The organism is Terribacillus sp. JSM ZJ617 (assembly GCF_044383785.1).
In the GTDB taxonomy this organism is placed as follows: Bacteria; Bacillota; Bacilli; order Bacillales; family Amphibacillaceae; genus Terribacillus.
In genome coordinates this window covers 15,588-34,796 of the sequence record NZ_JBISEQ010000002.1, presented here as the reverse complement: position 1 = coordinate 34,796, position 19,209 = coordinate 15,588, and the positions used below count along the sequence as shown (strand labels likewise).

At 43.4% G+C, this 19,209-nt stretch carries 19 protein-coding genes; 6 read left to right on the top strand and 13 right to left on the bottom strand.

The features are described from left to right. The first annotated feature begins 220 nt into the window (after positions 1 to 220). Together ACH6C1_RS06410 and rnjA are read left to right on the top strand one after the other, a co-directional pair. A complete protein-coding gene (locus ACH6C1_RS06410; protein WP_095222981.1) occupies positions 221 to 433 on the top strand; it encodes a DNA-dependent RNA polymerase subunit epsilon in 213 nt (70 codons plus the stop codon). Further along, on the top strand, positions 430 to 2,097 hold the full coding sequence (gene rnjA / locus ACH6C1_RS06405) for a ribonuclease J1 (protein WP_095222980.1): 1,668 nt from the start codon (positions 430 to 432) through the stop codon (positions 2,095 to 2,097). Before ACH6C1_RS06410 ends, rnjA begins: the two co-directional genes overlap by 4 nt. 32 nt (positions 2,098 to 2,129) lie before the next feature. Here the strand turns inward: rnjA and ACH6C1_RS06400 are convergent, their stop codons facing one another. The 9 genes from ACH6C1_RS06400 to ACH6C1_RS06360 form a co-directional block, all read right to left on the bottom strand. Beyond that, the gene (locus ACH6C1_RS06400) at positions 2,130 to 3,854 is read right to left on the bottom strand and encodes a pyruvate oxidase (RefSeq protein WP_095222979.1); all 1,725 of its coding nucleotides are present in this window, start codon (positions 3,852 to 3,854) and stop codon (positions 2,130 to 2,132) included. 95 nt (positions 3,855 to 3,949) lie between these two features. Beyond that, complete coding sequence (locus ACH6C1_RS06395) at positions 3,950 to 4,612, bottom strand: potassium channel family protein (RefSeq protein ID WP_095222978.1); 663 nt, start codon at positions 4,610 to 4,612, stop codon at positions 3,950 to 3,952. A 60-nt stretch (positions 4,613 to 4,672) separates the two neighbouring features. Beyond that, positions 4,673 to 5,686 (bottom strand): cytochrome d ubiquinol oxidase subunit II, encoded by a 1,014-nt coding sequence (locus tag ACH6C1_RS06390; protein ID WP_374075685.1) that lies wholly within the window; start codon positions 5,684 to 5,686, stop codon positions 4,673 to 4,675. Then, on the bottom strand, positions 5,683 to 7,038 hold the full coding sequence (locus ACH6C1_RS06385; protein ID WP_286160724.1) for a cytochrome ubiquinol oxidase subunit I: 1,356 nt from the start codon (positions 7,036 to 7,038) through the stop codon (positions 5,683 to 5,685). Before ACH6C1_RS06385 ends, ACH6C1_RS06390 begins: the two co-directional genes overlap by 4 nt. Before the next feature lie 106 nt (positions 7,039 to 7,144). Then, positions 7,145 to 8,965, bottom strand: a complete 1,821-nt coding sequence (locus ACH6C1_RS06380) for an ABC transporter ATP-binding protein (RefSeq protein ID WP_374075682.1) — start codon at positions 8,963 to 8,965, stop codon at positions 7,145 to 7,147. Positions 8,966 to 8,976: 11 nt separating this feature from the next. Then, entirely contained in the window at positions 8,977 to 10,731 is a 1,755-nt protein-coding gene (locus ACH6C1_RS06375; protein ID WP_374075680.1) for an ABC transporter ATP-binding protein, read from the bottom strand. A gap of 123 nt (positions 10,732 to 10,854) precedes the next feature. Then, positions 10,855 to 12,024, bottom strand: coding sequence for an alanyl-tRNA editing protein (locus ACH6C1_RS06370; RefSeq protein ID WP_374075678.1), 1,170 nt, complete (start codon positions 12,022 to 12,024; stop codon positions 10,855 to 10,857). Positions 12,025 to 12,095: 71 nt separating this feature from the next. Beyond that, complete coding sequence (locus ACH6C1_RS06365; RefSeq protein ID WP_374075675.1) at positions 12,096 to 12,521, bottom strand: TlpA disulfide reductase family protein; 426 nt, start codon at positions 12,519 to 12,521, stop codon at positions 12,096 to 12,098. A 2-nt stretch (positions 12,522 to 12,523) separates the two neighbouring features. Further along, positions 12,524 to 13,069 (bottom strand): peroxiredoxin, encoded by a 546-nt coding sequence (locus tag ACH6C1_RS06360; protein ID WP_374075673.1) that lies wholly within the window; start codon positions 13,067 to 13,069, stop codon positions 12,524 to 12,526. Between the two features lie 127 nt (positions 13,070 to 13,196). On the opposite strand from ACH6C1_RS06360, the gene ACH6C1_RS06355 reads away from it, so the two are divergent. Beyond that, entirely contained in the window at positions 13,197 to 14,051 is an 855-nt protein-coding gene (locus ACH6C1_RS06355; RefSeq protein ID WP_374075671.1) for a mechanosensitive ion channel family protein, read from the top strand. A 14-nt stretch (positions 14,052 to 14,065) separates the two neighbouring features. Here ACH6C1_RS06355 and ACH6C1_RS06350 read toward each other — a convergent pair whose 3' ends face one another. The 3 genes from ACH6C1_RS06350 to cbpB all read right to left on the bottom strand — a co-directional run bounded on the left by ACH6C1_RS06350 (position 14,066) and on the right by cbpB (position 16,526). Next, on the bottom strand, positions 14,066 to 15,178 hold the full coding sequence (locus tag ACH6C1_RS06350) for an N-acetyldiaminopimelate deacetylase (RefSeq protein WP_374075668.1): 1,113 nt from the start codon (positions 15,176 to 15,178) through the stop codon (positions 14,066 to 14,068). Between the two features lie 58 nt (positions 15,179 to 15,236). Next, on the bottom strand, positions 15,237 to 15,950 hold the full coding sequence (gene dapD, locus ACH6C1_RS06345; RefSeq protein ID WP_176465726.1) for a 2,3,4,5-tetrahydropyridine-2,6-dicarboxylate N-acetyltransferase: 714 nt from the start codon (positions 15,948 to 15,950) through the stop codon (positions 15,237 to 15,239). 102 nt (positions 15,951 to 16,052) lie between these two features. Continuing rightward, a complete protein-coding gene (gene cbpB, locus ACH6C1_RS06340; RefSeq protein WP_095222969.1) occupies positions 16,053 to 16,526 on the bottom strand; it encodes a cyclic-di-AMP-binding protein CbpB in 474 nt (157 codons plus the stop codon). Between the two features lie 212 nt (positions 16,527 to 16,738). Between cbpB and trhA the strand changes: the two genes are divergently transcribed. From trhA to ACH6C1_RS06325, 3 genes are all read left to right on the top strand, one after another. Beyond that, entirely contained in the window at positions 16,739 to 17,371 is a 633-nt protein-coding gene (trhA, locus tag ACH6C1_RS06335) for a PAQR family membrane homeostasis protein TrhA (protein ID WP_095222968.1), read from the top strand. Between the two features lie 73 nt (positions 17,372 to 17,444). Next, entirely contained in the window at positions 17,445 to 18,305 is an 861-nt protein-coding gene (locus tag ACH6C1_RS06330) for a metallophosphoesterase (RefSeq protein ID WP_374075664.1), read from the top strand. A gap of 86 nt (positions 18,306 to 18,391) precedes the next feature. Beyond that, a complete protein-coding gene (locus ACH6C1_RS06325) occupies positions 18,392 to 18,865 on the top strand; it encodes a YkyB family protein (protein WP_095222966.1) in 474 nt (157 codons plus the stop codon). Here ACH6C1_RS06325 and ACH6C1_RS06320 read toward each other — a convergent pair. Beyond that, positions 18,862 to 19,134 carry a hypothetical protein gene (locus ACH6C1_RS06320; protein ID WP_374075661.1) on the bottom strand — a complete coding sequence of 91 codons (273 nt, stop codon included), beginning with the start codon at positions 19,132 to 19,134 and terminating at the stop codon, positions 18,862 to 18,864. The two genes, ACH6C1_RS06325 and ACH6C1_RS06320, sit on opposite strands and share 4 nt — an antisense overlap. Between the last annotated feature and the right edge of the window lie 75 nt (positions 19,135 to 19,209).

Genomic DNA, 19,209 nt, shown 5'->3' with positions numbered 1-19,209 from the left:
TTCTCGAAACGAAAGGAGTTGCTTCGTGTGCTCAAGCGTTTGAAGGAAAAGTTAAAGAAACGGTGGAAAGATTTATTTGGCCAAAAACGACGAGTGCCTACTACGTGCGGACAAGATCTAACTGAATAGCAATACGCCAGCAATTCGGTTCATAAACAGACTTGCTCCGTTCGTTATGGATATAAAGCAATTGTCAACCATAAGAATAGGAGAGATAGATATGGTATTTAAAGTATTTTATCAGGAAAACCCATCCGAAATTCCTGTACGCGAGCGTTCTAAAAGCTTGTACATGGAAGCGGAAAGTGTAAGACAGGTACGTAACACATTAGCAGATCGCGACATCAACATCGAGTTCATCCAGCCGCTCGATGAAGCGCATCTTGCATATGAGAAGCAATCCGAAGACTTCAAATTGGAGCAAGCGAAATGAAATTCGTAAAAAATGACCAAACAGCTGTTTTTGCCATCGGCGGACTCGGAGAAATCGGCAAAAACATGTATGGGGTCCAATTCCAGGATGAAATCATCATCATCGATGCAGGAATCAAATTCCCTGAGGACGAGCTTCTCGGTATCGATTATGTTATTCCTGATTTCACTTACATCGTCCAAAACCAGGACAAAATCAAAGGCTTGTTCATTACTCATGGTCACGAGGACCACATCGGCGGCGTACCTTACCTCTTGAAAGAAGTGAACATTCCGATTTATGCAGGGAAACTTGCAATGGGAATGATCAAAAATAAATTGGATGAGCACGGCCTCTTGCGTAATGCCAAGCTTAACATTTATGGGGAAGATGACATCATCAAGTTCAGAAAGACTTCTGTCAGCTTCTTCCGTACAACACACAGTATTCCAGAATCGTTCGGTGTAGTCGTCAAGACCCCTCCTGGCAACATCGTGCATACTGGTGACTTCAAATTTGATTTCACTCCAGTCGGCCAGCCAGCTGACATAGCTAAAATGGCTGAAATCGGCAAAGAAGGCGTACTTTGCTTACTATCCGACTCAACTAACAGTGAAGTACCAGGATTCACCATGTCTGAACGTGTTGTTGGTGAAAGTATCAGCGATATTTTCAGACGTGTCGATGGCCGCTTGATTTTCGCTACTTTTGCTTCCAATATCCATCGGTTGCAGCAAGTAATTGATTCAGCTGTGAAAACAGGTCGTAAAGTTGCCATTTTCGGAAGAAGCATGGAAACAAACATCAACCTTGGTATCGAACTTGGATTCATCAATGCACCGAAGGAAACATTCATTGATTCGCATCAGATCAATCGTCTGCCAGCGAATGAAGTTGTTATCCTATGTACGGGTTCCCAAGGTGAACCGATGGCTGCACTTTCTCGTATTGCCAACGGAACACATCGTCAGATTCAAATTCAGCCTGGTGATTCGGTTGTCTTCTCGTCTTCACCGATTCCGGGTAACGCAATCAGCGTTAGCCGTATCATCAATATGCTATATCGTGCAGGAGCTGATGTTATCCATGGCGCATTGAATAACATCCACACTTCCGGTCACGGCAGTCAAGAAGAACAGAAGCTAATGCTTCGCCTGATGAATCCGAAATACTTCATGCCAATTCACGGGGAATACCGCATGCTAGTAGAGCATATGAAACTTGGTAAGCTTACTGGAATTAGCGAAGAGAATTCATTCATCATGGATAACGGAGATGTACTGGCATTAGGCAAAGATAGTGCTGCCATTGCAGGTAAGATTCCATCCGGTTCCATTTATGTGGACGGCAGCGGTATTGGTGATATTGGTAATATCGTATTACGTGATCGCCGCATCCTTTCCGAAGAGGGACTAGTCATCGTTGTTGTCAGCATTAATATGAAAGAATTCCGCATCGCTTCCGGTCCGGATATCATCTCTCGCGGATTTGTATACATGCGTGAATCAGAAGACCTTATCAATGAGGCACAAAAAATCGTTTCTGCTCATTTGAATAAAGTGATGGAAAGAAAAACAACACAATGGTCTGAAATCAAAAATGAAATTACAGATACAATTGCGCCGTTCTTGTTCGAAAAAACAAAACGCCGTCCAATGGTACTTCCTATCATCATGGAAGTATAATAAAAAGCCTGAGCTTATCGCTCAGGCTTTTCTTATTTCAATAGACGTTTTACTGACTCCTTCATATTCGGGAGCTCTATTTTCCCGGTGGAGAAGAATTCTTTTATCAGATATTCGGTATATTTCACAGCCTGCTGGTAAGAAATTTTCCCTGGCAGCGGCGCCATATCTTCAATCACCACATCAATAATCGCTGGTTTATCGGAGAGGAATGCTTGCTTGATACTCGTCTCCAAGTCTTCGAATTTTTCCACTCGATAGCCCTCGCCTCCGCAGGATTGACCGAATTGAGCGAAATTCATTTCTCCCATATCAATTCCGTAGTTGGATGAACCGATCGTTGCCTGTTCGAATTTGATTAAACCAAGCTGACTGTTATTAAGGACGATCACTTTCACTGGCAGATCGTATTTTACCGCAGTGACAAAGTCCTGCATATTCATGCTGAAGCCGCCGTCCCCGCATATGGCTATTGCCTGCTTATCGGGATATGCCATTTTGGCAGCAATTGCTCCAGGCAGTCCGCAGCCCATCGTTGCAAGTCGTCCTGAAACAACAAAATCCTGCTGTGTCAAAGGCAGATACCGTGTAGTCCAAACAGTTACATTGCCTACATCGGATGAAATGACAGCATCTTTATCCATATTCTTTTCTAAAGCATACATAATTTGCGGAGGCTGGATTGGTGATTCCTCCCTTTTCTTCTGGAGTTGAAGCTGTGTATGCCATTCTTTCATTTTAGCTTGGTATTTTTCGATATAATCCGTCTCAGCCTTTTCCTCGGCAGCCATTGTCAACTCTTCTAGCACTTCTTTTGCATCTCCCGGCAAACCGACCTCGACAGGATAGATACTTCCAATTGCGCTTGCCTTGTTATCAATTTGGATTGCTGGCAAATTGTCCGGCAAGAACGAACGATACGGGAAGCTTGTACCAACAAGCAGCAGCAAATCCGCTTCATTAATCGCCTCATAAGATGGTGTAGTCCCTATCTGCCCATGCTGCCCCAAGCAGTAACTATGATGGTCAGGAATGATCCCTTTGGCCAGAAGGCTCAAAATAATCGGAGACTTGATATGCTCTGCAAATGTGAGCAGCTCCGTACGGGCGTGTTTTGCCCCTTTTCCCGCTAAAATTATCGGTTTTTTTGCTTTATTGATCAATTTGACTGCTTCCTCAAGATCTTGCCTAGCAGGAGCAATTCTTGGTTTTGCATAATTGGCAGATGTTTTCCCGGGCTTTTCCGGGTGCTTCTCGGCGAATAGATCATCCGAGACTACAAGCACACTGACTCCTGAATTGGCATACGCTTCCCGGATTGCTTGATTCAAAAGATCAGGCAGCTGTTCAAATGATTCTGCCCTTTCATTGAAAACAGCGACGTCTTCAAACATCTGTTCCAGTTTTACTTCCTGAAAAGCTCCAGTACCCAGCTCATTGCTAGGCACTTGTCCGACGATAGCTAAGACGGGTGCTTTGTCTTCCCGCGCATCATATAATCCATTAAGCAAGTGGACTGCTCCAGGTCCTGCAATCGACAGACATACCCCAAGCTTACCGGTAAGCTTGGCATAAGCAGCAGCAGCAAGTGCTCCTGCTTCCTCGTGACGGACTTGAATGAATTTTAATTCGTCCTCTTTCTTATGTAGATCACTGATGAATTCATTTACCGAATCGCCAGGTATGCCGTATATATGATCTACACCCCAATCGACTAATTGGTCAGCAAGTACTGCTCCGGTTCTTCTTTCAAACATGATAACATCTCCCGTTTCATTTTTTTCCTCCTTTTATATGTAACCTTTTTAGGACATGAGAAAACCCAAACAGTTGAACTGTTTGGGTTAAGGGTTCAATCATCTGCTAGAGAACGCTCAAAGCGCGCCAAATCACGATCTGCACCAATGACAATCAAGACATCTTCAGATTCAAGCTCCGCATCTGGTGAAGGGCTCACGTTTATATCACTAGCCTGCTTTATAGCAACTACGTTACAGCCATATGCAGCTCGGATATCAAGCTCTATGAGTGATCTGCCAGCCATTTTCTTACCTGCACGCACTTCTACGATACTATGTTCATCACTGAGTTCCAAGTAATCGAGAATGTTGTTGCTAATTATTTTATGGGCGATTCTTCTACCCATATCACGTTCCGGATGAACAACATGATCGGCGCCTATTTTGCTCAGTACTTTTTCGTGATAATCATTTTGAGCTTTGACAGTTATCTTCTTAATACCAAGTTCCTTAAGCATTAATGTTGTCAGAATACTCGCTTGGATATTCTCCCCAATTGCCACAATCACATGCTCAATATTACGGATACCAAGTTCTTTTAATACTTGTTCATCCGTCGTATCTGCAATCACAGCATGAGATGCAATATTGCGAAATTCATTTACTTTATCCTCTTCGATATCAATGGCGAGCACGTTGAATCCTTCCCGGCTCAATTCCATACAGATGCTGCCTCCAAAGCGGCCTAATCCGATTACTGCAAACTCTCTCTTCATCGTTCTTCCTCCACTATCCTATAAACTAATCCTAGTCTATCACAAACAGTCAAGGTTGTATTATTTCTTTCCTTTTACATACTCTGCATCGAATAGGAACATCCGCATGACGAGGATCAATGATGGGATCAGCATGAGTAAGCCTCCCCCGAAAGCAAGCAGCAGGGCAGTACCCATTTCCGGAAGTGTAGCATCAGCTGTCACTTGAATCTGATCATATAGAATATACGGCATATGACCGATCCCATAGCCAAGAAGAGCAAAGAAGAATTGCAGCATCACACAAATGAAGGAAAGACCATAGTTTCTTTCTTTATAAATGAAATAAACCGCACCTAAGAAAAATAAGACGGACAGGCCGAACATCCACCATAAGTCGAGCATATTATTATAATGTTCAGGATTCTGCCTGCTGATAGCGATAAATGCCGTCAGGCTTGCAATAATCTGCGGAGCAGACCAGAAAAGCGCATATGACCGCAATATTTTCCGTGCAGGTTCATCCCCTGCTTTATTGGCATAATAAGTCAGGAAGTTGGCACTGATATACAGTACAGAGACGATCGCCAGGAATACAACCGCCCATGAGAACGGGTTTGTTAGAAGCTCTGTGTAACGTAAATGGACACTTCCGCCCTCCTCGCGTAAAAAGCCTCCTTCTGAAATCGTCAGTCCTGTTGATATGGCTGCTGGTATCAGTAAACCGCTGGCACCATAAAGGAATGTGTACAGCAAGCTGCTGCGTGAGCCATAATTCTCAAACGCATAGAAGGATCCCCTTATACCAATCAGGACTAGAATGATCGATCCTGGTATAAGCATGGCGGATCCGTAATAATAACCCGCATCCGGAAAGAAACCAGCTAGTCCATAATAGAAGAAGATGAAGAACACATTTGTGATTTCCCAGACAGGAGATAGATAACGGGCAATCAGACGGTTTAAGATATGGTCTTTCTTTGTCTGCTTGGCATAGTAAGCAAAGAAACCGGCCCCAAAATCAATTGAAGCGATAATCAGGTAGGCGAACAGGAAAAACCATAAGGCCGATAGCCCTAATACTTCGTAGCTCATCGCTGATCACCTCCAAATAACGTATCTGGAAACCGCTGTTCCCATTCTTTCTGGATTGGGTTTTTCTTATAAAGTCGGACAAGTATCAATGTAACAAATGTTCCAAGCAGTACGTATAAAACTAGGAACATGGCAAAGGCATAATGCACATATGGTGATGAGACTGCCCCTTCTGCAACTCGCAAGTACCCGCGCATAATCCACGGTTGCCGCCCTACCTCCGCATAAATCCAGCCAAATTCAAGTGCAAGCAAAGCAAATGGAGCATTTACTACAATCGCACGCAACACCCATTTATTATATTGATCCCTTTTCTTCCAGAACATGAACAGCAGGAAAAGCATACTGATCATGATGCTATATGCTCCAAGTGTGACCATCAAATCAAACATATAGTGAATCCATAATGGAGGTATTAAATCAGCATCGACCCTATCCAGTCCAATGACCTCACTGTTAAAATCACCGAAGGACAAAAAACTGAGTATCTTCGGCAAATGGATTGCCCCCTTGATTTCATTATCCTCCGTCAGCCTACCGAAAAGAATCAGGTCAGCACCCTTTTCCGTTTCGAAATGCCATTCAGCCGCAGCCAGCTTCTCGGGCTGATAAGTGGCAAGAAATTTAGCAGATGTATCGCCTGCAATTGCGGTGAATATGGAGAAAATTAATGTCACGATCATCGTGAGTTTCAATGCTTTTTTATAGTATTTGTTATTGCCGTATTTCAAGATGAAGAAAGCTGTGATTGCGGCAAGAATAGCAGCACTGGTCATATACGAAGAAGTAAGAACATGAAATACCTTCGATGGAGTGGCCGGATTCCAGATCGCCTTTAAAGGCTCGACTGACGTTATTGTCCTGCCTTCAAGCGTGAACCCTTGCGGTGTATTCATGAAGGCGTTCACGCTAGTTATGAATACTGCGCTCATCCCTCCGCCAATAATTACCGGCAAAGAAAGATACCAATGTGTATATCTTCCTTTGAAACGATCCCAAGTATAAATATAAGCACCGAGAAAAATAGCTTCAAAGAAGAATGCAAAAGTCTCCATGAAAAGGGGCAGACTGATGACATGACCTGCAATCTGCATGAATGTAGGCCACAGAAGAAACAGCTGCAGACCAATTGCCGTACCAGTTACTACTCCGACAGCTACAATAATGACGAAGCCTCGCGTCCATCGCCTTGCGAGCAGAATATAACTCGGATCCCTCTTCCGTATACCAACATATTCAGCAGCGCTGATCAACAATGGAACACCCACACCTATTGTCGCGAAGATAATATGGAAGACAAGCGTCATAGAAGTAAGCATCCGGGCTAAAATGACACTATCATAAGCAAACAATGTATATCCCTGCTTTCTGTAAAGATAATCGCTCCTCTTGTTATGCCCAGAGAAATAAAAATTACCCAAAAGAAAGAGCGTACCTCAGCTGAGATACACTCTCTTCTTATTTTTCGTCTGATTGGAATTGTGTTTTTACGAGTTCGTAATATTTGCCCCTAGCATCCATCAACCTCAAATGGTTTCCTTGTTCCAAAATACGGCCTTGTTCCAGCACAATGATATTGTCTGCTTCCCTTATTGTGGATAGGCGATGAGCAATCATAATAGCTGTACGCCCTTGGAGCAAGGTTTTCAAAGCATGCTGTATTTTTAGCTCAGTTTCCGTATCAATACTGGCAGTGGCTTCATCAAGGATGATGATTCTCGGATCAGCTAACATAGTCCGTGAAAATGACAGCAGCTGCCTTTCTCCAGCTGACAGGATATTTCCTCGTTCTTCCACTTCCGTTTCATAGCCATCAGCCAAGCGCTGGATGAAATCATCCGCTCCGACAATGCGTGCAGCTTCTTTCACTTGTTCGTCCGTTGCTTCCGGATTACCAAAGCGGATATTCTCCATAATCGTACCGGAGAAGACGAATGTATCTTGTAAGACGACACTGATTTGCTGTCTTACATCCTGCAGCTTCACATCTCGTAAATCCTCGCCGTCTATTTTTACCGCCCCAGCGGTCGGATCATAAAATCTGCTGATCAAATTCGCGATAGTAGATTTCCCTGAACCCGTATGACCGACGAGTGCAACCGTTTGACCTGCTTCCATATGCAAATCGATTTCGTGAAGTGCGATTCGATCAGAATTATAGGCAAACACAACTTTCTCGAAACGGATATCTCCCTTAATATTCGGGAATGGCTTCGCATCCTTCCGATTCTCGACATTCGGTTCTTCATCGAGAAACTCGAATATACGTTCAGAAGATGCCATCGCTACAAGCAGCTGATTATAAATCTGTCCTAAGCGGGAGATTGGCTCCCAAAACATCCCTAAGAAGAAAGCAAAGGTAACGAAAGTACCGATTTCAATCTGATCAGATAAAATCAAATGAGCACCATATGCGATCAGAATAACTGTACCGACAGCATTACTCATCTCTACGAAAGGTCCAAAATACGCACTCTTTTTCGTAGCAATTCGTTCACTTTCAAAATTATCCCGGTTAAGCGCTTCGAAATAATCTGTGTTCTCCGGCTCCTGGGCATAAGATTGTGTTACACGGATGCCTTGTATTGCTTCATTCAAATGTGAATTCATGCGTGATTTTTGCATCCTTACTTGCTGCCAGGAGCGCCTGATGCTTCTTCTGAGTCTCGTTGAGATAAAGAACATGAGTGGCAGGATAATGAGAACTGCTATTGCCAGCTTCGGACTTAGGAAGAACAATATAGCTATGATACCGATCAGCATAACGGAATCGGTCAATAGGTTGATAATGCCGTTTGTGAACAGCTCCTGCAAGGAGTTAATATCATTAAGAACCCGAACAAGAATAGATCCAGCAGACCGTGTATCGAAAAACCTATGCGACAGATGCTGGATATGACTGAATAACGTTTTCCGCAAATCGTAAATGACATGCTGTCCAAGGATGTTCACCCATTTGATCCGCAGTATATTGGCAACATAGTTGAGCACATACAGTAATCCGATACCAGCTACCAGATAGATAAGGAAGAGGATATCCCCTGATGCGATAGCCATATCTATCGCAACTTTACCAATAAGAATTGGAATGAGCAAACGGATAAGTGTGGACAGCAGCATTGTAATAATCGATCCTAGCAGAAGTGTCCTGCTGTATGGTTTCATAAAGCTAAGCAGCCGCCTGATTTGACCCCAGTCGAAGGGCTTCTCCATTGCCTGATCCTGTGAATAATGAAATCTGTTTGTATGCTTTTTCTTAGTATATTGCAGGTTTTCCATAGTCTCCCCCCTTACTGTGCTGAACGCATGATTGCTTTTTGATCCTGATACTGAATATCGTAGATTCGTTGGTATAAACCGCCATTTCGCAGGAGGAAATCATGCGTTCCCCGTTCCGCGATTTCTCCTTCATCCAGCACTAGAATCTCATCGGCATGCTTAACCGATGAAATACGATGGGCAATAATGAACGTTGTACGGTTTTTCATTACTTCCTTCAATGCTTTTTGTATCTTCACTTCTGTCTGCATGTCAACGGCACTAGTCGCATCATCCAGAATCAAGATGCTTGGATCGATCAGCAGTGCACGAGCAATTGCGATACGCTGCTTTTGGCCTCCAGACAGTCCCATCCCCCGTTCACCAAGCAGTGTGTCATACTGATCAGGCAGCTCCATGATAAAGTCGTGGGCTTGAGCTCGTTTAGCTGCCTCCACGATTTGGTCGAGACTCACATGATCCGGATTTCCGTATGCAATATTCTCCTTGATTGTCGTAGAGAATAGAAATGCCTCTTGCAATACGAACCCAATATGCTGTCTCAGCGTTCTTAAATCATAATCCTGTACAGGCTTGCCATCTATGTAGATATTGCCTGATGTAGGTTCATAAAAACGGGTCATTAACTGGGTGATACTCGTTTTTCCAGATCCAGTTCCGCCGACCAGACCGATAATTTTACCTGGGGGTGCATCGAAACTGATATCCTGCAGAGCCATGTCATCATCCTTTGCATACTGAAGAGAAACCCTATCAAAGGTTACATGCCCGTTGATCTTTCTTGTGCCAAGCGGCTGGTCCAGCTGTTTAATATCCTCTTTTGCCTCCAAAACTTCCAATAGTCTCTCCCCCGATGCCTTCGCTTGAGAGAACATATTGATTATGAAACCAAGGTTCGCGAGCGGTCCGAGGATATACGAAACAAGACTGAAGAAAGCGACAAGTGCGCCTAATTCAAGCTGTCCGGAAATCACAAGATATCCTCCATAAGAGATGAGGACAACCATGCAAATATTACCGATTAATTCCATGAGCGGAAAAAACTTTGCCCACACCTTTGAAGTGAAAATATAGTTGTCCCGATAGGTTGAATTATTATCTGTGAACCGATCAATCTCAAATTCTTCACGGGATAGGGATTTTACTGTATTCATCCCGCTGATATTTTCCTGCACACGTGTATTGAGCACACCAAGGGACGTTCTGATATTACGGAAAGCAGGATGAACTCGTCTGTCGAAACGATAGACAACCACTGCCAAGAACGGCATGGAAACCATCGTAACAAGTGCGAGCGGTATGCTATATGCAAACATGACAGCAAGACTGATCACGATTAGCAATACAACACGCAGGAACTGACCTACTCCTGCCGATAGGAAGAAACGGATACCCTCTACATCCGCGGTCAATCGGGACATGAGATCTCCTGTGCGTGCGTTATCGTAATACGTGAAGCTCAGTCTCTGCAGTTTCTGATACAGACTATTCCGCATCTTGAATACAGTCTGAATACCGAATATATCCCCTAAATACTGCTGCAGGAAATTGGCTATTCCTTTAATGATCATCAATAAGACGAATCCAATTGAGATAATCGGAATAAGATTGTACTGATTACCCAGTACTACGTCATCAATCGTTATTTGCAATATGATGGGATAGACAACCGTAATGGCCGTCACAATGGCGATGAATAGAAGCGATAAGTAGAAGTTACGCCGGTATGGCCAATAAAAATCCTTCAATTTCTTGAATATATGCAAACCCTTCTCCCCCTCCAAGATTAGTCGCATGTTCTAATATATCGGGTTCCGAACTAATTTACCAGCTTAAATTAACGATTATTTAAAAAAGTTTGAATTTATGTTAAATAAAAAAAGCATCGTTTACACGATGCTTCGATAATGGTCTTGCAAGAATTTTACATAACGCTCCAAATCCTTTATCTGCTGAAAACTAGCTTGCGCCAACTGGGCACTTCCGCCGCCCTTGCCACCGAATTCAGAAAGTGATGTACGGAATAAATTCCCGCTATGGAAATCATTCAACTTGTGCGTCATTACCAGTTTTCGCTCCGCAGTGTCTGTCAATATGACAAACTTCTTGTCTGCTTCCAGCAGCTTGGCTGCCATTCTCTGCAAAGCCTTTATATTTTTCCCTTCATATGAACGAACTACAAAAGGGGTTTCTGTTTGGATGAGCTCTTGTAATTCCAATGCCTCTAGTCTCCCTTCCAGCTCCTCCGCTCTTTTAAGAGCAGCTTGTAAATCAGCAGCTTGCTTCTGAATTCTGTCGAGAACTTCCTGGCTGTTTGTTTGGAATTGATCTGCAGCTTTTTCTACAATGCTAAACATATTGCTTGTAGTTTCTAAGGCTCGCTTACCGCATTGGAAATAAATACGCTGCCCTTGTTTTTGTTTTTCGGTCTTAATGATTTTAATCAATCCTATTTGTCCAGTGGATGAGACATGTGTGCCACCGCAAGGATTATATTCGACACCATCAATCTCAACGATTCGAACATCTTCGGTAACAGACGGCTGCTTGACAACAGGCAGTTCAGCCAGCTGTGCAGCTGTCACGCAGTAACTGGAAATCATGCGGTTATCATAGATTAGTTCATTCACCTTTTGTTCTGTCAATTGCAATTCAGCTTCCGTCAGTTTGTCACCAGGTAAATCAATTGTGACAGCTTCCTGACCTAAATGAAAACCGATTGTTTGACGATCTAAGACGAGTCGAAAAGCAGCAGAAAGAAGGTGCTGTCCTGTATGCTGCTGCATCAAATCGAAGCGATGATCCCAATCTATCCGACATTCGACTCTACCTTTTATACTTGTCTCCAGACCATAGTATGGTACACCATCCTTGCTTTCGACCGCTTTGACTTCTAAATCCGCTATTGTTCCGCTATCAGCAGGCTGACCGCCGCCTCCAGGATAAAATGCTGTTTCCTTCAGCGAAACAAAATATAGTCCATCTTTTTCGTATGTATCGTCAATTTCTGTCGCCCACTTTTCACAAAAAGCGTCTTCTCTGTATAGCAGCTTGCTCATATCGATCATCCTTTATTTTCTGATAGAGCAAGCTTACCATGAATCACTTGTAAGTAGAAATCCTGCTGTACTTATCTTAAAGCATCCAGCTGATTGATCAGCATTGTCGTGAAATTACCGCCAGTCTGTGCATGTCGGATTCTTCCCAGTCTGTCCAGCAAGACAATACTTGGCAGCTTTTGTACTCTGAATGTATTTTTCATCTGATGCCTTTGATCGAGATAGACAGGAAGATCTATATTTTTTTGAAGTACATAGTCATGTATTGTTTGTATATTCAAATCAGATGTTGAGCGGGGAACATGAACTAGCATGATATCAAAAAACTGTTTTTCATATTTTGCAAAATCTAAGAAAACAGGCAGTTTTTCTTTACAGATTGTACAGCTGATTGACCAATAGTAAATAATAAGCGGCCTATCACCGGCTTTTTGCTGAGGTGGATAAAGCCAATTTGCTTCATGCTGGTCAATTGCTTCCGGTAGTTGTGGTATCACGCTTACACACCCTCCCTCTTGAGAACCTCATCGCCAGGCTGCCAATTCACACCACATGCCTCTCCTGTTTGAAGAGCCTCCAAAACTCGCAGCAGTTCTGATGTCTCCCTGCCAACCAAATCCGCATGCATTAAATAATAACAAATCTCACCTGCCGGATTAACGATGATTGTAGCTCGTACAGAGGTGTAGCTTTTCCCATCCAGCACACCATAAGCTTGAGACGCGTCACCTGTAAAATCAGAAGCTAAGGGATATGTTACATCCTGTATTCCATTCTGGTCCCGTGGCGTTTTTTGCCATGCAGCGTGGGACATTAAACTATCTGTAGAAATAGCAACTACCTGTGCATCCAATTCACGGACTGTTTCAATCTGATCTGCTAGATCGTTCAATTCAGTAGGACAAACTGTACTGAAATCACGAGGATAAAAAAAGAGCACAAGCCATTTATTATCATCGCTATACTGTTTTAAGCTGATGGTAGCTGTCTTGCCATCAGGCATGACAGCTGGCAGCTCGAATTGAGGTGCAGCACTCCCAATCATAGGCTCTCCCCCTTCACTAATACCTTTGTCACTATATGCTTATAAGCTGCATATGTTACAGAACGTTTCATCATTTACTGGACAGGGTACTCTCCTAGGAGCAGATAATTGTAAAAGGAGACATGGTATGAACTTTCTAACAGACGGACTTCAATTCAACTACGATGGCTTGATCGAAAAAACCGTGTCAATCGGCCTGCAGCTGCTGCTTATCATTATCGGTTACTTCGTTTTACGAGCAGTCGGTAAAAAACTGATCAGTACGAGCTTGAATAAAGCAAGTTCCAAACAGCGTATTTCAACAAGCAGAATGATGACTTTAGAAAAACTGCTTATCAATACATATGGGTATACCTTGATTTTCCTTCTCATTGTCATGGTATTTGGAGTATTCGACATTCAAATCGGCCCGTTGATAGCAGGAGCTGGGATTATCGGTCTTGCCATCGGATTCGGAGCCCAAGGTTTAGTGAGTGATGTCGTGACTGGATTCTTCATCCTTTTGGAGCGTCAAATCGAAGTTGGAGATGTTATCACTACATCAGGGTATAATGGTGTTGTAGAGGAAGTCGGATTACGGACGACACAGGTGAGAAGCTTTGATGGTACGTTGAATTTCATTCCGAACCGTAATATCAACGGTATAAGCAACCATTCGCGCGGAAATATGCGTGCTATGGTCGACATCGGCATCAGCTATGAAGATGATATTGATCATGCTCTAAGAGTGTTACAGGAAATTTGTGCGACCTTCCAGCAAGACGAACGTTTCCGTGAAGGGCCAGATGTTATAGGTGTACAGGAACTGGGCGCATCAGAAATCACCTTGCGGATCATAGGTCACACAGCCAATATGGAACAGTATGGAGCAGAACGCGATATGAAGAAGGCAATCAAAGAAGCCTTCGACAGAGAAGGCATCGAGATTCCTTATCCGCATCAAGTTTTTCTCCAGCGAAAAGAAGAAAGCGCAAAGCAATAAGCTTTGCGCTTTTCCTATGCGTGATTTATATAAGCCAAAACAGCTTCTACCCCATAGTTTAATGCCTGTTCATCAGGCTGCAACTTGCTATGGTGCAACCCATAAGGAGAATTGACTCCCAACCAAAACATAAAACCAGGAATCTCCTTCAGCATATAGCCAAAATCCTCTCCAGTCATTGCCGGCGGAGCTTCTTTATACGTTAAAGACGTTTTTTCTATAACTTCATGAAATGCTTCCACTTTAGTGCTTTCATTGTATACCTGGTAATAGTTCGAGCCATAATCGATCTCGATTTGACAGTTGTGACTGATTTCCATTCCTCTTGCCTGCTGCTCGATATGCTGTTTCACCAAGTCGATAGCTTCCGGATCCATCGTTCTGATCGTTCCTTCCAATCGTGCTGTCTCCGCGATTGTATTCTGCACAAATCCACTTTCCATCTTCCCGATTGTTATGACTGCACTTTGGAGCGGATCCAAATTACGCGCCACGATACCCTGCATATTCGTCACAAAAGTACTCGCCGCTACAACCATATCCTTCGTCAAGTGAGGATATGCAGCATGTCCGCCTTTTCCCTTGAAATCAAGAAACAGTTCGCTTGTATTAGCGAATAACAAGCCCGATCTGGAGGAAACAGTACCTACTGGCAGCTCAGGAGCGATATGAAGTGCGAATATTTCATCCGGCCACCACTCTTTCAAAATACCGCTTTGCATAAGTGGCAGAGCTCCTCCCGGACCTTCCTCTGCAGGCTGAAATATAAAAACAATGTTTTGCGCAGGCTGGTTCTTGGCACAAGCAGTCAATGCTCCTAAAGCGATTGTCATATGCAGATCGTGCCCGCATGCATGCATGCGGCCTTCATGCTCCGATTGATATGGCAGTCCCGTAGCTTCGGTAATTGGCAGTCCATCAATATCCGTACGATAGGCAATAGTTTTTGATCCTGCAGAACCGGTCACTCGTACGATAATGCCAGTCCGCCATGTTTTTATTTCTAAATATTCCTGTGGAAGTCCGTGAATATAATCCAGCAAATATGCTTGTGTTTTTTCTTCCTGAAATCCAAGCTCAGGTATACGATGCAAATCCCGTCTGATTTGTATCAGTGTATCTTCCATGAAATCACCTGCTTTATTTGATAATAAAAAAAGGAGCAGCAGCTGCTCCTTTTCCTTATTAGTTCAGTTTGCGAAGTTCCTGACGAATCTCTGTTTTTGATTTCGTCTGGTCATCGATTTCCTTCAATACACGCGCTGGTGTTCCGCCAACAAGTGTGTTTGGAGCTACATCTTCTGTCACGATTGCACCAGCAGCAACAATCGCTCCTTTTCCAACTGTAACGCCTTCCAATACAACAACATTGGCACCGATGACAACATCATCTTCGATTACAACTGGTTTCGCGGATGGTGGTTCAATAACACCTGCCAAGACAGTACCAGCTCCAATGTGGCAGTTCTTACCAACAGTTGCTCGTCCGCCCATTACAACGTTCATATCGATCATCGTACCTTCACCAATTACAGAACCGATATTGATAGAAGCGCCCATCATGATTACTGCGCCATCACCGATTTCCACTTGATCACGGATAACAACACCTGGCTCGATGCGGGCATTGATTCCTTTCAAGTCCAATAGAGGAATCGCGGAGTTACGGCGGTCATTCTCGATGACGTAATCCTCGATTGCTTCTGTATCTTTCAAAAAGCCTTCCAGCTCGCTCCATTCACCGAATAGAACTGCTGTGTTCGCTTCTGGGAAAGCTTTTACACTTTCTGGATAAGATAGCGCGTCCAGGCCTTTTCCTTTAACATATACTTTAACTGGTGTAGATTTTTTACTATTCGAAATGAAAGAGATGATTTCATTTGCGTCCATCATTTTCACGGTTTTTGCCTCCTATGTAACAACGTATGGAATTACTTTATCAAAACTTTTACTAATCAACAAGCTTTTTCACCATGCTTGGCTTTTCACCGGAGCACGTCCTCAGACATTGGTCTTATCGCCGGTTGGATGGTAATGCACTTGTTCGTGCAAATACCTATTCATCTTTTTAAGAATCGCCCTTCGAGTCAGGATTCCCTCGAAGTATCCTTCCTCATCAAGCACACAAAGAAAAGCCTGATTCACTACAGCCTTCAATGCTGTCAGAAAAGAATCCGATTTCTTCAATACAGGTACATCTGTCAGCATCGTTTCCGACACTTTGATTTCTGAAAGCTTCTCCATCTCGAATCTCTCCATTCCGAGAACTTCATTCAGGATTGCTGTCTTCGATACCATGCCCTGCAGTCTGTACGTATGATCAAGTACGGGAATGACAGAATAACCTGATTTAACAAGCACGAGCAAAGCGTGCTCCAGCGGGTTATTCAATTGAACATGAGCAACTTTTTCAGACTCGATCATCAAGTCCTCAACCGTTATGCCGGTGAGTTCCTGCAACTCTAATTTTGCCATTCGATCTCTCCTTTTGTCAGCGGCAATAGAAGGAGGTCAATCACCTATATCAGTTTACCACAACCCACTGCCGCCTTCCAATTTCGACATCGTTTTCAATGTGTCACACTTGGGCAGCTGTACCATAAAATATTTCCAGGATTGATTCGGTTTTTATGGTGTAATGCTAGAAAAAGCTTTATACTGAAACAAAGCAGAAATGAGGTAAATAATTGGAAACTTATATTTTCACGAAAAAAGAAGAAACAGCCCACTCTATCACGCATGGGTTCGGGGCTTTACTGAGTATTGCAGCACTAGCGGTTGCAATTGTCTTGGCAAGCTTTACGAAGGATCCTTGGGTCATTGTATCTGTCACCATATATGGTACGACAATGCTGCTCATGTATCTCTCTTCGACAATCGTTCATGCTTTGCCTGAGGGAAAAGTGAAGGATATTTTCCAGATTATCGATCACGCAGCCATCTATCTTTTTATAGCTGGTACCTATACACCCTTATTGCTGATCAGCCTCAGAAGTTCGCTCGGATGGACGATTTTTGGCATCGTTTGGGGAATTGCACTTGCAGGTATCATCTTCAAGATTTTCTTCGTCAAGAAATTCTTGATCATGTCTACGGTTTTCTATCTCTTGATGGGCTGGATGATCGTCTTAGTCTGGGAACCAATGCTTGCGGCGATGCCGCAACAGACGATTGTTTATCTGGCTGTTGGCGGCCTTTTCTATACAGTAGGTGCTGTGTTCTATGTTTGGCGAAAGATTCCCTACCACCACGTTGTATGGCATTTGTTTGTACTGGCGGGATCTGCGTTCCATTTTTTCGCCATTCTTTTCCTCATTTAAAGACAAAAAAGGCATTCTCCCCATTCATATAGGGAAGAGTGCCTTTATTAACGGATAAAAGAAGGTGCATGTTATGAAAAAGACCTGGATTTCAGCTGCTGCGGGGACAATCATTAGCGGAGCTGGCCTTGGATATGTGTATGCTCGGCATATAGAACCAGCAAAGCTGGTAACTAAATCATATACACTTACTAGTGAAAGACTCCCGAAATCCTTCGATGGACTGAAAGTTGTTCAATTCAGTGATTTGCATTTAGGTTATCATTATTCCATCAGAAAGCTTAGACGTTTAGTCCGGCACATCCAGGAACAGCAAGCAGACGTCATTGTATTTACTGGCGATTTTGCTGATCGTCCGATCCGGCTGAAATGGAAGCAAGAGATTGTTGATTGCCTAACGACTCTTAAGGCGCCATTCGGAAAGTACTGGATTTATGGAAACCATGATTATCGTGACGAAAGTGAAGCAATTGTTGCGAAATATATGAAAGCAGGAGGATTCACCGCCCTGCATAATACAGCTACATTCCTAAAACGCGGACAAGATCATATCGTGCTGGCTGGTATCGATGATGTCATACGGAGCACTCCGAACCTGCATGCGGCAACACGCCATAGCGATGAAGACTCTTTTACCATCTTGTTGGCACACGAACCTGATTTAGCTGAGAATGTCAGGCATTTGCCGGTAGACGTTCAATTATCCGGCCACTCTCATGGCGGCCAAGTAAGAATTCCTTTTTACGGTGAGGTAATAGTTCCTCCATATGGCAGACGATACGTAGATAGTCATTATGAAATCGGCACGCGGCCATTACATGTTTTCGTCTCCAGAGGTGTCGGCACGACTAGGATGCCTATCCGTTTTGCATGTCCGCCAGAAATATCAATACTTACCCTGAAGCATGGACAGAAGCATGTCGATCTTAAATAAGAAAGAGCTTGCCAATCGTACAGCTTTTCTGTACGATAGTACCATTCTCCGATAGGGTCAATTCCTGCAATAGGAGGTTTACTCGCATGAAAGTGAACTGGACATTAGAGGATATAGCAAAAGCGTTGTTCGTAGTCAATCGGCACGCAAAAACAGCTTCTGATCCAAGCCACTTATACCAACTAAAGAAACAAACAGTAGCGAAACTGCTGGAACAGAACAAAGCAAAGAAAATTGGCCTGCATTTCTCTGAACACCCAAAACTCAGCAGACAGCACTCTACTATGCTGGTACAAATAGCAGACTATTACTTTCATATCCCGGCTGCAAAGGAAGATTTCAAAACACTGCCGCATCTCGGAGAATTGGACAAGACTTTTCGGAATCCGAGACCAAACCTCTCCCTTTCCCAAGCAAAGCGGATCCTTTCCGGCTATTTGGATTTGCCACAGCAGGATATCAGACCAAAACAGCAGACACCTGTCAGCAGATCGGCATATTATACGCCATCCTCACTTGGTCAGTTCACCTGGCCTGACAAGAAAAAGCGTCGCAGCTAAGCTGTGCGCTTTTTCTTTTTATCTCCTAAAATAGCAGTTAACTTAAGCAAGATAAGCATGCTGCAAATAAAGGTCATAACTAGAAGCAGTCTTCCTTCTAAATCCCACTCCAGCAAGTCATTGCGATGCAGGTAGCTCAATGCAGCATGCACACATAATACAGATAGTATGGAGTACCACTGCTTCCTCACCAGCCATCTGATACAGAAAAATATAACTGCAAAAACGGACAGAATGCTTAACAGTCCAACAATTGGTATAATCGTCATCACCATCCCTCCCTTACTTAGTTTCGACTAAAATTAATTTACCTAAACAAAAAGGAATCCCTTCGAATTGGTTGG